Below are 15,390 nucleotides of genomic sequence, written 5' to 3' on the forward strand. Positions count from 1 at the left end.
ATGACTACCGAAACATTGAAGCTGTACCACTCCGCTTCGTCGCCGAACTCACGGCGCGTGCGCATCTTTCTCGCCGAAAAGGGAGTTCAGGTAACGATCGTCGCGGTCGATCTCGGCAAAGGCGAGCAACACGGCGACGCCTATCGCGCGATCAATCCACGGCGCGTCGTGCCGACGCTGGTGCTCGAAGACGGCACGTCGATCAGTGAAGTGCCGGCAATCCAGCGCTACGTGGAAGAGATTCATCCCGACGCACCGCTATTCGGCACCACACCGAGAGACAAGGCGCTGATCACGATGTGGGAACGGCGCGCGGAACAGGAAGGCTTTGCCTCGGTGATGGAAGCGATCCGCAACATCGCGCCGGGTTTGAAGGGCCGCGCGATTGCCGGGCCGCACGACTACGAACAGATTCCCGCACTTGCCGAACGCAGCCGGCAACGCGCCGCCAATTTTCTGGCCGATCTCGACGATCGGCTGAAAGAGTCCGCGTTTGTGGCGGGTGAACGCTTTTCGGTCGCGGACATTACCGCGCTGGTCACGATCGATTTCGCCGCGAAAGCAATCGACCTGCAGGTGCCGGCCGGGTTGGAGTCGCTCAAGCGCTGGTACGACACGGTATCGTCGCGGCCGAGTGCGGCGGCTTGATTCGCAGTGACATGCGAAGTCGCATTGCGACAGCGGCCCGCACCGCTGCATCACATTGCGGGCCGCTGCGCTCCTCGATAACACCGCCTGTTGAGCCTGTTGCAGACCCTACTGCGGAGCCTGCTGTTTGAGCCGGAACTTGCCTTGATAGCGGATGGTCGGACGCAGCGATTGCGTCGCCGGCGCCGTCATCAGCAACTGACGCGCGAGCGGTACGGCCGCCGGACTCAGCGAACCGATACTGGTAGCACGCGACGGGTCCGCCAGACCATTGTTCACCAGCAGCTTCGCCTCGAGTTGCAGACCGGTCAGCAACACCGGATCTTTCAGCGCATTGCCCTGCGCGAGCAACTGGCTCCACGCGGTGTTGCTGTAGTTGGTCACGTAGTAGTCGAGACCGCTCGGGTCGGCGAGCACCGCGGAACAACCGTTCAGACGCACCTGGGTTTGCGTGTCCTTCAGCGCGACTGTTTTGCGCGAAGTCAGTCCGTCACCGTACGCGAGTGTCAGCGGAATGGTCCACTGCGTGCCCGGGTACTGATTCTGGTTCGGAAACGGCGACTGTTTCAGCGAGACCACGGTCTGATTGGTGGTCAGATCGCATTGCGTATCGAGCGAAATCAGCGGTACGCCCGTTTGCCGCACGAAGCTGTCGCCTATCGCTACCATCGGCTGGCCGCTCGCCTTGGCCAGTTCGTCCCACAGGCGTTTCGGCGTACCGTTGCCGAGCGCATAGTCGGCGAGATACGACTGCAGGCCCTTGCGCATGACTTCTTCGCCGAGATAGTTCTCCAGCATCTTCAGCACGTGACCGCCCTTGTCGTATGTGAAGGCGCTCGCACTCAACACGAAGTCGTTCGACGCCCAGCCGTTGAAGTTCGGCTGCACCGGAAACGCAGTGGACTTCAGATCCGCATTGATCACGGCGTATTTGTTCTTCACGTCGTCGACCCAGCTGAAACGGTCCGGGAAGAAACGCACCTTGGTCTTGTTCTCGAAGAACGTCGCGAACGATTCGTTCAGCCAAACGTCGTCCCACCAGTCGAGCGTGACGAGGTCGCCGAACCATTGGTGCGCGGCTTCGTGCGTGAGCACCGTCACGCCGTAGTCCGACATGGTCGTGCCGGGCGGCGGCAAAATGTCGTCGGCGAATTCGAGAATCGCGCCCCAGTTCTCCATGCCGCCGAAGTTCAGGTCTTTCTGTTCCTTGAACGCGTCGTTCGCCGCAATCGTGTCGAACTTGGTGAGCGGCAACGGAATGCCGGTATAGCGATAGTAGTAATCGAGCGCCTGCTTGGTCTGCTGCATGGCCGGTTTGGCCCAGTCACGCATGCCGGGCGGCGTGAAGATGCGCAGATGCAAACCCTTGCCGTCGGGCAGCGGGCTCGAGAAGTCGTCTTCGAGAATGTCGAACTGGCCGCCGCCGAAGAACAGCAGATACGAAGGCATGGGCGGCGTCTTTTCGAACGACACCAGCTTGTAGCCCGCATCCACGTTCACCGCGGGTTTCTCCGCCGCGTTCGAGACGACGTTCCAGTTCTGCGGCACCTCCGCGCTCACCTCGTAGGTGGGCCGGAAAGCCGGCTCGTCCCAACCGGGGAACCATTGGCGCGCGAGGTTCGATTCGCCTTGCGTGAGAATCGCGCCGCTCGTCGTGCCGTCGGTCGATTTCAGATCGACGCGGAACACGCCTTCCGCCGCCGAGCAACCCGGATAGGGATCGTCGCCGCAACTGCCGCCGGTCTTCGCGACCGGATCGTCATAGGTCTTGAAGTTGATGATGCCGCTCCACTCCATGTGCAGCGAGTAGTTGCCTGCGGCGATCTGCCCGCTCACCGGGCGCAGTTGATAGAAATCGCCGTCGTCCTGAGGCGTCACGATCAACGCAATGTTGCCCGGCTGAAGCGTGATCGTGCCGTTGGTGAACTTGATGCGGTGTCCGGCGATCGTGATCGCGTTGACCGCCTTCTGCACCTTGATCTGCACGTCGGCGCGGCCGTCGAACGAGGACAGCGCGGGGTTTGGCCGGAACCACAGCTTGTAGTTGATCGGGGTGACCGTGTCGGGCAATTCGACCGGCGGCACTGTCTTGTTGATCGACGTATCCGCAACCACTGGCGCAGAGGGCGGGGCCAACGCCACCTCGGAAGCAGCCGGCGCGGCTGCGGGCGCCTGCCCGGATTTGCTCGTGAGGGAAGACGAGCCGTCGCTGCCGCCGCATCCCGCCAGAACCGCGATTCCGGCTAGCGCGAGGCACTGCATCTGCAATCGGAAATTTATACGCATAATTAATCCTCGACTGACAATATCGGCATTAAAGAAAGTGCGATGAGTGCTTCAGCTGGTTTTCTCTGTTTTTTAGAGAAAAAGGTCTCCCGCACTAGCACCGAATTGCTAGCGAGAATATATGGACGTGTTGGCGCCTCAGCACTTGGGGCTGATTTTAGAAATGCGATACACTTTTATTACAATGCTTTCATCAAACGGCCTTGGCCGTTGGCCTTGGCCGTTTTTTCCCGGCTTTGATGCGATCGCCTGACTGACCGGCAAAGCGGCGGCTTACTTGCGTCTCCGGGCAGGTGAAGAAAACCGCGATCAGTTTTTGACGACAGTGCGTAGCCTAGTTTGGCAAACGTTCCCGTGTCAACTTCCTTTCACAAACTTTCTTTTATTGGGCCATATGTATGCGATTCGAATGGCGCCGGTAATCGGATCGAGTCAATCCTCAATATCTCTCACCACTACGGGAAAGCTTATTTTTCTTTGCATTGGATTATGTTATGGCGCGTCGCGCAAGCGAATAACCTCGAACGAGGTTTTAATTTTAACTATCTGGAGAGTTCAAAGGATTTGGTGCGAGTAAATACGCAAGCGATCAGCTAGCCGTTCACCGCCGCGACGATTCGTGCGCACATCGCCTTGTCGGGTAATGGGCCGGAGCCGGCCCGGACATTGTCCGCCATGTACTGCGGACGCCCCGTGCCGGGAATCACCACCGTCACCGCCGGTTGCGCGAGCACGAACTTCAGAAGAATCTGCGCCCAACTCGCGCAGCCGATTTCCGCAGCCCACGCAGGCAGCGGCGTTTTACCGACGCGCGCAAGCAGCCCGCCGCCGCCGAAGGGCTGATTGATCACGACGCCAATACCCAATTCCGCCGCGAGCGGCAAGATGCGCGCCTCGGCCGCGCGGTCGTCGGCTGCGTAGTTGATCTGCACGAAGTCGGGCTTTGCGCTGCGCATGACAGCCGCGACGTCGTCGAATGCACTCGACGTGTAGTGCGTAATGCCGATATAGCGAATCCGGCCGCGTGCTTTCCAGTCGCGCAGTGTGGTGAGTTGCGTGCGCCAGTCGAGCAGATTATGCACCTGCATCAGGTCGATGCGCGGTTGCTGAAAGCGGCGCAGCGATTCTTCCATCTGCGCGATGCCCGCCTCGCGTCCTTCGGTCCAGACTTTGGTGGCGACGAAGGCTTTCCTGTGCGCGTCGAGTTGCGTGAGCAACGCACCGGCGACCGCTTCCGACGACCCGTACATCGGCGACGAATCGATAACCGAACCGCCGGCTTCGAACAGGATGCGCAGAACTTCGGCGAGTTGCGCGCGCGCGGCGGGATCGTCGCCGACGTCGAAGGTGCGCCACGTACCGCAGCCGACCACAGGCAGCCGCTCGCCGGTAGCGGGAATCACGCGTTGCGCCATGCGCGGCAGCGGCGTGGCGGATTCGGTTTGTGATAGACCCGGCGTTTGAGACGGTGCCAGCCGCGGAAAGGCGAGCGAGGCCGACAGGCCGATGGCGGTGCCGCCTGTTGTGCGAAGAAAGCGGCGTCGGCCGGAAAGCTTTACAGCGTTTTTCGACGAAAATGCCATGACGTACCCCCATTTCGCGCGCACTGGATCGCACTAGATCAATCCGCGAGATTGCAATTCGTGCGACAAAGCGTCGACACTGACAAACCTGTGCGCTTGCAGCCCTGCATCGATTGCACCACTCACATTGGCGGCCGTGTCGTCGACGAAAAGCGTTTCGGCCGCAGGCACTCCGAGTTGTTCCAGGCAGCGCAGATAAGTCTGCGCAGCGGGCTTCGCGGCACCGTATGACGCCGATGAGTAAACATGCGAGCCGAACAGCCGCGCGACAGGCGGATTCAGATAACCGATGTGATCGGTGAACAACCGGCAATTGTTCGTCAGCACCGCAATACGGTGGCGCCCGGCGACCCTGGCGGCAAGCGCGAGCGCTTCCCCGTTCGGCGTAATCGAAGCGTGACGGGCAGCCAGCCAGTCGTCGCGGCTGATCGGCGCGTTCAACAGAATGCCTAGCTCGTGCAGATATTCGTCGTCGCTGATCTGGCCGGCATCCGCGCGCGCTTCGAGACCCGATCCCCAGATTGCATGACGCACGGTTTCCGGCGCGCAACCCGTGAGCGCGGCCAAACGCCCGGTCCGCACGGCGCGGTCGTAGTGGGACAGAACACCTTCCATGTCGAACAGAACCAGCGTGATGGATGCAGTCATGCTGTCGACCTCGCATCAGGAGCTTTCAGGAATGGGGAAAACCACATCGCACGATGGCGTCGCACGGTCGCCTGTTTCTATTGTGCCTCGACAAAACCGCGCTTGCGTGCAATGAGCGGCGGCGGCTACATGCCGATCAAAAAACTTTCCCGCCAAAGGAATAAAACCACGACGCCACGCGTTCAATAGGCGCATTGACCATCGTGCATGACAGAGAGGTGCGGCCATGAAATCTGTGCTTAAGGCATTGGGCGCCGTCGCGGGCGGCGCGGCGTTGGTGAGTTTCGTCGCGGCGTGTGGCGGTTCCAATTCGGTGAGTCTGCAATCGTACACGTCGACGGCGCTCGTATCGGACGGCGCCGTCGCCGCGGCGCACACTGACCCTAACCTGAAAAACGCGTGGGGCGTTGCGTTCAATCCGAAAGGCTTCGTCTGGGTGGCGGACAACGCCACTTCGCTCGCGACGCTCTACGACGGCAACGGCACACCACAGTCTTTGGTGGTCAGTATTCCGAATGGAACCAATGGCCCCGCGAATCCGACCGGCATTGTGTTCAACGGCACGACGGACTTTGTCGTGACGCAAGGCGGAAAGTCCGGCGTGGGCGCATTCATCTTTGCCGGCGAAGGCGGCACGATCACCGCGTGGGCGCCGGCGGTCGGCCCCACTAACGCATTCGTCGTATTCGACAGCGGCAGCAGCGGCGCGGTCTACAAAGGACTCGCGCTGGCCAGCAACGGCGGCGCCAACTTCCTCTACGCCACGGACTTTCACAACAACAGAGTCGACGTATTCGACACGAGCTTCGCGAAGGTCGCGACGCCGGGCAAGTTTCAGGATGCGTCGATGCCGGCAGGCTTCGCGCCGTTCGGCATTCAGGCGATCGGCGCGAAGCTTTTCGTGACCTACGCGAAGCAGGACGCGGCGGCGCACGACAACGTCGACGGCGCCGGCCTCGGCTTCGTCGATATCTTCGATACGGCGGGCAACCTGTTGCAGCGTTTTGCTTCGGCGGGTGCGCTGAATGCGCCTTGGGGTGTCACGCAGGCGCCGGCCAATTTTGGCCGGTTCAGCGGCGACGTGCTAGTGGGCAACTTCGGTGACGGCACGATCAACGCTTTCAATCCGGCAAGCGGCCAGTTTCTCGGCGCGATCAATCTGCCTGACGGCTCGGCGTTCGTCCAGCACGGTTTGTGGGGCATCGCGTTCGGTAACGGGCTCAGCAATCAGCCGGTCAATACGCTGTTTTTCGCCGCCGGGCCGAATGACGAAGCGAACGGAGCCTATGGACGCATCGACGTGAAAATGTGACGAGCGGCGCAAGCGTTCGCCGCGACGCATACGTGACGCGCGCGGTCAGCTCTTCACGCCGCGCAGCGCATACGCGGACAGCGTGGCGAGCCGCTCCACGCTCAGCATCCTCGCGACTCGCTTCACCGCGTGACGCACGCGGCCACGCAGATGCGCCGTGCGCATGTGGCGCCAGAAACGGTCCGGCGCGAAATCGTCGAAACGCGCTTCTTTTTCGAGCAGTGCCTTGCCGCCCGGCAAATGGACGAACGAACAGCAGCGAAACCACCGCAGGTCGCGATAGTTGTTGCCGGGCCAATGACGGCCTATGGCCTGGTACGCGCCGACTTCGATCAGCACCTGCCCTTCGTCGCTGAGTGCATTGAGCGCGGCCGAAATGAACGCTTCGTCGCCGTGATGCCGCAGGCGCGCGCTTTCGCTGAGATAGCGCGCATAACTGGCCCGAGCACGCGGCACGAGCCGTCGCAGCGAGGCGGGCGTCGCGAGCAGAAACTCGCCGCCATACCAGCGAGGATTCCTGAGTCGCCGGTCCGCGACGATTTCCAGATCCGCGACCACGCGTTCGCTGCCATATGCCGGAAAGACCTGATCCGAAATATCGAATACGCCGAGACCCGCTTGCGCGCATCGCTCGATCAGGTCGTGGTCGAGCGGAAGCAGCGCCACCACGTCGGCATCGAGCAACAGCATCATCGTGTCGGCCGGCAGGGTCTCCGCCACCTGGTCCATCAGGTCGAGCTTGAAATGCGCGGCGTAAAACGGCGTGTTCTTCGGCAGTTCGATCGTCGCGGCGAGTGTCGCCACTGCCGGCCGGTTTGCTGTCGGCATGCTTTCAAGCCGACGCGCGACGAGGGCCGGCGCGTTCGTCATGATGGTCAATGTCGGCATGCCCACGCGCCGCAAGCTGTTATTCAGGCAGATAGCCTGACTCACGTACGAGAGAGGATCGCGATTCGTCGAGTTGGGCCCCGGCTTCGCATCGACATCCACATAAACAAGAGTGCAAGGAAAAAGATTCACATCGCTCCTCACCACGCGTGAGCGACAGATCGCCTTTCAGCATGCTGTCGTTACTGTCGGAGGTTGGTTCACGTGTTCTAACTGGGGGCAAAGAAGCCCCCGCAAGGTGCGCAGTATTGGGAACCGCGGTTCGTGCCATCACGGTGTCACAGTCGAACTGCGGTACGCTGATCTGCGGCGATGGAGTCGGATGAACCGGGGCGCAGATATCACGTTCGGTCTATCGTTTCACGTCCTTGCATTGCCTTTCCGCCAAAACGCAGAGAGACATGACGCGGATCGCGTCGAACTTCAGGTGGGACTCCGGCTTCGCGCAATAATTGCGGGTGCTTATGAGCGCTCGTGAATAACTTACTCGTCAGCGAATTCGTGACGCCTTTCCGATTCGGTCGCGGTCGAACTAACGTTACTGCTGCCGCATCGGCCGGAAGAACCGGCGAATGTCGGCGGCGAGCAAATCGGGCTTTTCCATCGCCGCGAAATGTCCGCCGCGCGGCATGTCGGTCCATTGCACGACATTGAAAGTTCTTTCGAGCCAACTGCGCGGCGGATGATTGATCTCCCTCGGAAAGTGCGCAAAGCCAACGGGCGGCACGACGCGTTGTCCTTCGGCGAAGCGCATGGGCTGCAAGCGGTTTTCCCAATACATCTGGATTGCCGGGCCGATACACTGGGTGTGCCAGTAGAGCGAAATGTTGGTGAGCAGGTCGTCTTTCGAAAACACGCGCTCGACCTCGCCCTCGCAATCGCTCCATGCGCGAAACTTCTCGCCGATCCATGCCGCCAGTCCCACCGGCGAATCGTTGAGCGAGGCCGCCAGCGTTAGCGGTTTGGTGGCGTGCATGTGCGCATAGCCGCCTTCGAGCACGGCCCATTCGTTTTTTTCGCGCAGGAATTTTTCCTCGGCGGGCGTGAGCGGTTTCTGCGCCGCGCCGATGGCCGGCTCATACGAACTCGGCAGGAAGTTGAGATGAATGCCGTCCACCGCTTGCGGATGCCGTGTCGCGAGCGCGATCGACACCCCCGCGCCGAGATCGCCGCCTTGAGCGCCGAAGCGCTCGTAGCCGAGGCCGCGCATCAGCGGCGCCCACCGGTCCGCCACCTGAAATGCGGACATGCCGGCTTGCGCGGGCGCCTGCGAAAACGCGAAGCCGGGCAGCGAAGGCACGACGACATGGAAGGCGTCAACGGAATCGCCACCGAAGGCGGCCGGGTCGCACAATCGGTCGAGCAACGCGTGGAACTCGAAAAACGATCCGGGCCAGCCGTGCGTGATCACCAGCGGATAGGGCGCCGGACCCACGCCGCGCCGATGGACGAAATGCACGCGCTGCCCGTCTACGTCGGCGAGAAATTGCGGCTGCCGGTTCAGGCCGCGCTCGGCCGCGCGCCAGTCGAAACGCTCTGCCCAATACGCGGCCAGTTCGCGCAGCCACGCGGCATCGACGCCCTGCTGCCAGGCTGGCGACGGCGTCGCCGGTGCCCAGCGGGTCGCGCGAATACGCCGGCGAAGATCGTCGATGTCATGATCGGCAATTGCGATCTGAAACGGTTCTATGTGCATGGCGGCTCGTCCGGCATAACGGGATGGCTAACGGGTGTGCCTCGCTCGACAGCGGCTTGCGCACGCCGCTCGGTCAGGTCACTGAGTCAGGCTGCTGGGGGAAGCCGCTGATTCTGCCCACTGATTCTGCCCACTGAGTCAGGTCGCTGAGTCAGGTCGCTGAGTCAGCCCACTGAGTCAGCCCACTTGATTCAGCCCGCTGAATCCGGCTCCAGATCAGGCCACTGGGCCAGCGAGCAGGCGCAGGCCAATCTGCATGGTACACAACGGGGCAATTTCTGTTTTGCCTCCAGGAGACTGCCATGCCTGGAGCGCTTGCCGGCATGGCAGCCGAAACAACCAGCCTCGCCTACACAAGCGGCCCCTCTTCCTGCTTCCCGCGCATCGCAACGGCGATCGAACTGCCGACAATCAACGCAATGCCGAGCAGCGACATGCCGCCGATCGTCTCGCCCCACGCCACATAGCCGAACAGTGCCGCCCACACGATGCTCGTGTAGTTGTATGGCGCGAGCGCGCCGGCGTCGGCCTGACGGAACGCCATAGTCATCAGCAATTGCCCGGCCGTGCCGAAACCGCCCAGCAGGGCCATCACCGCCAGCGCCTGCAGCGAAGGCGTGCGCCACGCGAAGAACAGCGAAGCGCTGGTGACGATCGTGCCGATCGCCGTGAAATACAGCACAGTGGTGCGCGAATCGTCGGTCGCACGAATGCGCTTGATCTGAATGATCGATAGCGCGCCGAAAAAGGCGCTCGCGATCAGCAGCACCGGACCGAGCCAGCTCGAATGCGAGCCGTCCGGGCGCACCACGAACAGTACGCCGACAAAACCGGCCGCCGCGGCGAGAGCATCGCGCGGCTTGAGGGACTCCTTCAGCAACAGCGGCGCGAGAACGATCACCAGCAAGGTCTCCGAGTACACGATCGCCACCGCCTCGCCGAGCGGCATATAGGGCAGCCCGGCGAAGAACAGCCCCGAGGCGCCGAGCAGCGTCAGCGCGCGAAGGGTCTGCCCACGCACGTCCAGGTGTCTGATCCGCTCGACGATCGGCTTGCCGTGCAGGCACATCGCCGCCGCCGGCACGAGGCCGAACAGCATGCGAAAGAACGTCACTTCGTTGGCCGGATAAGCGAGCGCCACGGATTTGGCGAGCGCATCGACCAGCGCGAAACAGAACATCGACACAAGGATCAGCACAATGCTGCGCATTGGCACGGCGGTTGTGCGGACAGCGGTGATGGGCGGCATGAAGTTTCCTGGAAGCGCGCAACGACGCATCGCTGGTTTGGCGTGCCGGCTGCGCGGCCCGCTTCGATGGAAAACGAATTATGCCTGCTGGAGCGTGAAGGATAGACAGCTGACGACTTCCCGTGCGCCAACGCTATCGAGAATCAAAGCTGATTACGACCGTCAACTGAAGCTGACTCGTCGAGCCGAAACACTGTACAAAAACACAGTATAATGACCTGTCCGAGCCGCCCTTTTCGCCAACCGGACGGCTGCCAGCCAATGTCGGAAACATGGTGTCCCAGCAAGCCCTATTCGCGCCCGAGCCCGTATCCCTTCTCCATGACGGAGAAGGAGGAATCCGCTATTTGCCCGAGTCGATTCCGGCTGCCACGGCCCGGCAGTGGTTCGAGGTGTCGCTGAAGAATATCGGCTGGCTCAGCCGGCAGCGCATGATGTACGACCGCGAGGTTGCCGTACCACGGCTTATCGCCACGTTCGCGCGCGAAGCCGGCGACCTGCCCGCGCCATTGGGCGAAGCGTTCGAGGCCGTTCGCGCGCTGGTGGGCGCGCCGTTCAATCGCGTCGGCCTCAATCTCTATCGCAACGGCAGTGACAGCGTTGCGCTTCACAGCGACAAGACGGACAAGCTCGTGCCCGCTCAACCGATTGCGATCGTCTCACTCGGCGCGAGCCGCCGCATGTCGATCCGCCCGAAAGCCGGCTCCGGGCGGATCGTGCATATCGAACTGGAACCGGGCAGTTGCCTTGTCATGAGCTACGCGTCGCAATTCACTCACGAGCACGGCATTCCCAAACTCGGGCACGTAAGCGGGCCGCGCATCAGCCTCGCGTTTCGCTGCTTCAGCGGCTGACGAACAGCACACCGGCGCTTAGCGTTGCGCCTCCTGCTCCATCGTCGGGTAATCGATATACCCTTCGGCGCCGCCGCCGTACATCGTGTCTTTATCCGGCTCGTTCAGCGGTGCGCCGCTCCTGAGCCGCGCCACCAGATCGGGATTGGAAATGAAGGGCCGGCCGAAGGCGATCAGATCAGCCCGCTTCGCCTTGAGCGTTCGTTGCGCGAGTTCCATGTCGTAGCCGTTGTTGGCCATGAACAGGCCGTCGAACGCCTCGCGCAAAACCTGCAGATCGAAGCCGCCCGGCACGTCGCGCGGGCCGCCCGTGTCGCCCTCGATCACATGCAGATACACCAGCTTGCGCGCGCTGAGCTGCTGCACGACATACGTGAAAAGCGGCTCGGGATTGCTATCGGCAATATCGCCGAAACTGCTGAGCGGCGAAATCCGCACGCCCACCCGGTCGCTGCCCCATACGCTGGTCACGGCATCGGCCACTTCGAGCAGGAGGCGCGCGCGATTCTCGATCGAGCCGCCATATTGATCGGTGCGCCGATTGGTCTTGTCGCGCAGGAACTGGTCGAGCAGGTAGCCATTGGCCGCGTGGATCTCCACGCCGTCGAAACCCGCTGCTTTCGCGTTTTGCGCAGCAACGCGGTATTGCTCGACAATACCCGCCATTTCCGAAGTTTCGAGCGCGCGAGGTGTGACGAGCGGCACAAAACCCTCGTCGGTGTAAGCCTGGCCTTCGGGCTTGATCGCCGAGGGCGCGACCGGCAACGCGTTACCCGGCTGCAGCGATGGGTGGGAAATGCGGCCCACATGCCACAGTTGCAAAAAGATACGTCCGCCCTTCTCGTGCACGGCGTCGGTAATGCGCTTCCACGCCTGCACCTGCGCGTCGTTGTAAATGCCGGGTGTGAACACGTAGCCTTTGCCTTGCGGCGAAATCTGCGTCGCCTCGGCAATGATGAGACCCGCCGACGCACGCTGCGCGTAATACTCGATGGCCAGTTCCCCCGGCACATCGCCCTCTTTCGCGCGGCTGCGCGTGAGCGGCGCCATCACGATGCGATTGGGCAATTGCAGCGGTCCCAGCTTGACGGGTTCGAACAGGTAACTATCGATACGCGCGGAATCAGTTGACATGGCATTCCCTTAAAGAAGAGAGAGACAAAGCATTACAAGGCGGCCCTTCACATATTGCCCGCCGAGCGGTTTTGACACCGGCAGCCGGTTGGTGTTCAACCCGATGCCCCCGCGCTGCCATGCGGAGCGGCCCAACCGGTGAGAGCGTGGCCGCGCACGAGCAGCGTCATTGCGCGCCTCGCATGTTCAAACTTCAAGCTAGACGGCGTAGATGTCGGGGTTGTCCACCAGCGGCAAAAACTTGCCCGTGCGCCCGTCGAGCGCGAGCATCACGCCGCTCTCAATGTCGAAGATCCAGCCGTGCAGTTGCAGCGTCTTGTTCGCGAGCCCGACTGCCACCGAAGGGTGCGTGCGAATGTTCGCGAGTTGCGCGATCACGTTGTCCTTGACCAGCGCCTCGAGACACTCCGCGTCCGAATGATAGGTGCGCGATGCGTTGATGGCCTTGGCCGCGTCCGCGTGACGCAGCCAACCCGCCACCGCCGGCAGATGGTCCAGGTTCATGCAGGTGGAGATCGCCGTCATCGCGCCGCAATTCGAATGGCCGCAAATCACGATATCGCGCACGTGCAACACGGCCACCGCATATTCGACGGTTGCCGATACGCCGCCCGGCTCCGGGCCATAAGACGGCACGATGTTGCCGGCATTGCGGATCACGAACAGCGAACCGGGTTCGGTCTGCGTCAGCAACTCCGGCACGACGCGGCTGTCCGAACACGTCACGAAAAGCGTGCTGGGACTTTGCGCCGTTGACAGGCGCTTGAACAAGCCGCTCTGCTGCGGAAAGACTTCACGTTGAAAGCGGATAAAACCTTCGATGATTTCCTGCACGGTGTTCTCCAGATTCGAAGAATGAGCCTGCAGTGCCCACGCACGATAGTCCGGGGCATGCATGCGGTCTATTCGCGCGACTATACCGCAGCCGCGGACCCGGCGACCATGCATGCGTGAATGGCAGTGCGGCGCCGTCATCATCACGCCTTCGTCATCCGCCACCCCAAATAAAAAAGCCCCAGCTGTCTCCAGCCGGGGCAAACTCTCTCGCTCGCACACCGGGAACCGTGCGTGCATGATTACTTTACCGGTGCCGACGAAGCGGATATATACGCCACACTGGAAGAGTCCTTTCCAACCGCGCGCGACGCGCGCTGCGTTGCGCTGATGCACGGACTCACAGGCTGACTCGCGCGCATCCCACCACTCGACAATGCATCAGCGCAACACAGCCAGTCGCATTGCGCCTCGTTGCACCTTACTGCATTGAACCCACCGGATTAACGGCTGTACATCGCGTTCCAGTCGCTCGGGGACACAGCCGGACGGCCGTTTTCCGACGAACCCGCCACGCTGCCGCCGTAACCGCTGGTGCCGCCGTTGCGTGCGGCGACGCGGGCTTCCGCGGCCTGAATCGCATCAGGGTAATGGGCTTGGTCGCCGTCGCCGACGTGATAGCCGACCTGTTCGAGTTGAACCAGTTCGGCGCGCACCTGTGCGCGTGTGATGCCGGAATTCGATTGGGCAAAAACCGTGGCCGAAGCAGCCAGCGAAGCAACGACAACAACGGTCTTGATCAGGGACTTCATGATAAAACTACCTCCGATAATTGATGATAAGCGGCGCTTCGAATCACTTTCCGCGCAACCGCTGAACTCAATATAGGAGCCGAATCCTCATAGAATAACGGCTGCCCATCGAAGGGATTGTTGTTGAATCTGGAGAAGTCGCCGGCCGCGCCCGGCGCGATATCACCCGATATCACGCAGTGCGCAGCCGGATTATCGTCACGCTCAGAAGCGCGTGCGGATGCCCACGGTGCCCACCACCTGATTGCCCGTCGAAGACGCGCCGCCAGCCGTGTTGATGAACGCGGTATAGCCCTTGCCGGTCACGTGCTGGTACATCGCTTCGGCATAAACGTCGGTGCGCAGCGACAGCGCATAGACGGCCTGCAGGTTCACCTGATTCCATTTCGGATCGGAACCGTAGGTCGACGTGCCGCCCACATGCGCGTCCGTGTACGTGTAAGCCGCACCGAGCGTCACCGCCGGCGTGAGGGCGTACTTGCCGTTCAGTTCGTAGTTATCGAAGCGCATCGAGCCGTGCGTGGCACCGAACGAAGTGGTGTTCTGGAACTGGCTGTGCGTGTAGACGAAGCCGGCCGTCACCGGGCCGAAGGCGTAGCTCAAGCCGGCGCCGGCCGTACGCTGCACATCGGCGCCAAGCTGGAAGCCGCCCGTGCCGTTCGCCGTGGATTCGCCGAGATCGACCGCGCCGCCCGTGTTGGTGGTCGAATTCGAACCGTTGATCTGCAGGTAGCCCGCGGCCGCCTTGAACGGACCGTTCGCATAGCTCACGCCCGCGCTATACGCACGATTGATCGAGAAATCCGTGTTGTTCGAGAACGCGTACAAGCCGCCGAACTTCAGGCCGGCATAGTTGGAGCTCATGAACTTAACCGAATTGCTCATCCGCACCGAGTGGTTCAGATTGTCGTTATCGAACGGGTGCGCGAAACCGGTATCGCCGAACGTGCCCGCCGTGCCCGACAGCGGCGCGACGAAGTCGACCAGCGAGTCGTATTGCCGGCCGAGCGTGACTGCGCCGTATTCCTTGTTGCTCAAGCCGACAAACGCCTGACGGCCGAACAGACGGCCGTTCTGGCCGAGCTTGCCGTTCTGCACGTTGTAGCCGTTCTCGAGCACGAAGATCGCCTGCAGGCCGCCGCCGAGATCTTCGGCGCCGCGCAAGCCGAAGCGGCTGCCGTTGATATTGCCGCTCGTGGCCTGAACCAGCGCGCCTTCCGAGCCGCCCTTCTTCACGTTGTTGGTGTACATCAGGCCGGCGTCGATGAGGCCATACAGCGTGACCGAACTTTGCGCATGCGCCGAGGTGGCAGCGAGGGCTACGAATGCCGCGACTGCGGCGGAAATCTTTTTCACGTCAATGCTCCTGCGTAGCTGGAATGTCATGTTGAACAGCGACGCGAGTATAGAAACGCCAGCAGCAAAACCTGACGTTCCGACTTTGGAGCAGTCCTTTGCGAAATCCGGAAGAATCCGTCATCTAAACGCAGCAATCGCGATGCGGTG

Annotated in this window: 13 protein-coding genes; 3 read left to right on the forward strand and 10 right to left on the reverse strand. The window is 61.8% G+C overall.

The features are described from left to right. Positions 1 to 648 (forward strand): glutathione S-transferase family protein, encoded by a 648-nt coding sequence (locus PDMSB3_RS28705; RefSeq protein WP_007177419.1) that lies wholly within the window; start codon positions 1 to 3, stop codon positions 646 to 648. A 108-nt stretch (positions 649 to 756) separates the two neighbouring features. Here the strand turns inward: PDMSB3_RS28705 and PDMSB3_RS28710 are convergent, their stop codons facing one another. From PDMSB3_RS28710 to PDMSB3_RS28720, 3 genes are all read right to left on the reverse strand, one after another. Then, the gene (locus PDMSB3_RS28710) at positions 757 to 2,934 is read right to left on the reverse strand and encodes a M1 family metallopeptidase (RefSeq protein WP_165188469.1); all 2,178 of its coding nucleotides are present in this window, start codon (positions 2,932 to 2,934) and stop codon (positions 757 to 759) included. A gap of 593 nt (positions 2,935 to 3,527) precedes the next feature. Then, positions 3,528 to 4,517, reverse strand: a complete 990-nt coding sequence (locus PDMSB3_RS28715) for an aldo/keto reductase (protein WP_165188471.1) — start codon at positions 4,515 to 4,517, stop codon at positions 3,528 to 3,530. A gap of 33 nt (positions 4,518 to 4,550) precedes the next feature. Continuing rightward, positions 4,551 to 5,165: an HAD family hydrolase gene (locus PDMSB3_RS28720; RefSeq protein ID WP_007177422.1), complete on the reverse strand. Its 615-nt coding sequence runs from the start codon at positions 5,163 to 5,165 to the stop codon at positions 4,551 to 4,553. A 226-nt stretch (positions 5,166 to 5,391) separates the two neighbouring features. On the opposite strand from PDMSB3_RS28720, the gene PDMSB3_RS28725 reads away from it, so the two are divergent. Continuing rightward, positions 5,392 to 6,477 (forward strand): TIGR03118 family protein, encoded by a 1,086-nt coding sequence (locus tag PDMSB3_RS28725; RefSeq protein ID WP_165188473.1) that lies wholly within the window; start codon positions 5,392 to 5,394, stop codon positions 6,475 to 6,477. Positions 6,478 to 6,522: 45 nt separating this feature from the next. On the opposite strand, the gene PDMSB3_RS28730 is transcribed toward PDMSB3_RS28725, so the two are convergent. The 3 genes from PDMSB3_RS28730 to PDMSB3_RS28740 form a co-directional block, all read right to left on the reverse strand. Next, positions 6,523 to 7,497: a hypothetical protein gene (locus PDMSB3_RS28730; protein ID WP_007177424.1), complete on the reverse strand. Its 975-nt coding sequence runs from the start codon at positions 7,495 to 7,497 to the stop codon at positions 6,523 to 6,525. 406 nt (positions 7,498 to 7,903) lie between these two features. Continuing rightward, entirely contained in the window at positions 7,904 to 9,061 is a 1,158-nt protein-coding gene (locus PDMSB3_RS28735; RefSeq protein WP_007177425.1) for an epoxide hydrolase family protein, read from the reverse strand. Between the two features lie 349 nt (positions 9,062 to 9,410). Beyond that, a complete protein-coding gene (locus PDMSB3_RS28740) occupies positions 9,411 to 10,310 on the reverse strand; it encodes a DMT family transporter (protein WP_007177426.1) in 900 nt (299 codons plus the stop codon). Between the two features lie 272 nt (positions 10,311 to 10,582). Between PDMSB3_RS28740 and PDMSB3_RS28745 the strand changes: the two genes are divergently transcribed. Continuing rightward, positions 10,583 to 11,164 (forward strand): alpha-ketoglutarate-dependent dioxygenase AlkB, encoded by a 582-nt coding sequence (locus PDMSB3_RS28745; RefSeq protein ID WP_007177427.1) that lies wholly within the window; start codon positions 10,583 to 10,585, stop codon positions 11,162 to 11,164. 18 nt (positions 11,165 to 11,182) lie between these two features. Here PDMSB3_RS28745 and PDMSB3_RS28750 read toward each other — a convergent pair whose 3' ends face one another. The 4 genes from PDMSB3_RS28750 to PDMSB3_RS28765 all read right to left on the reverse strand — a co-directional run bounded on the left by PDMSB3_RS28750 (position 11,183) and on the right by PDMSB3_RS28765 (position 15,240). Next, positions 11,183 to 12,298 carry an alkene reductase gene (locus tag PDMSB3_RS28750; protein WP_007177428.1) on the reverse strand — a complete coding sequence of 372 codons (1,116 nt, stop codon included), beginning with the start codon at positions 12,296 to 12,298 and terminating at the stop codon, positions 11,183 to 11,185. Positions 12,299 to 12,496: 198 nt separating this feature from the next. Continuing rightward, positions 12,497 to 13,132 (reverse strand): carbonic anhydrase, encoded by a 636-nt coding sequence (locus PDMSB3_RS28755; RefSeq protein ID WP_035517221.1) that lies wholly within the window; start codon positions 13,130 to 13,132, stop codon positions 12,497 to 12,499. Positions 13,133 to 13,575: 443 nt separating this feature from the next. Then, complete coding sequence (locus PDMSB3_RS28760; protein ID WP_007177430.1) at positions 13,576 to 13,884, reverse strand: DUF4148 domain-containing protein; 309 nt, start codon at positions 13,882 to 13,884, stop codon at positions 13,576 to 13,578. 204 nt (positions 13,885 to 14,088) lie between these two features. Next, the gene (locus PDMSB3_RS28765) at positions 14,089 to 15,240 is read right to left on the reverse strand and encodes a porin (protein ID WP_007177431.1); all 1,152 of its coding nucleotides are present in this window, start codon (positions 15,238 to 15,240) and stop codon (positions 14,089 to 14,091) included. Between the last annotated feature and the right edge of the window lie 150 nt (positions 15,241 to 15,390).

The organism is Paraburkholderia dioscoreae (assembly GCF_902459535.1).
GTDB lineage: Bacteria > Pseudomonadota > Gammaproteobacteria > Burkholderiales > Burkholderiaceae > Paraburkholderia > Paraburkholderia dioscoreae.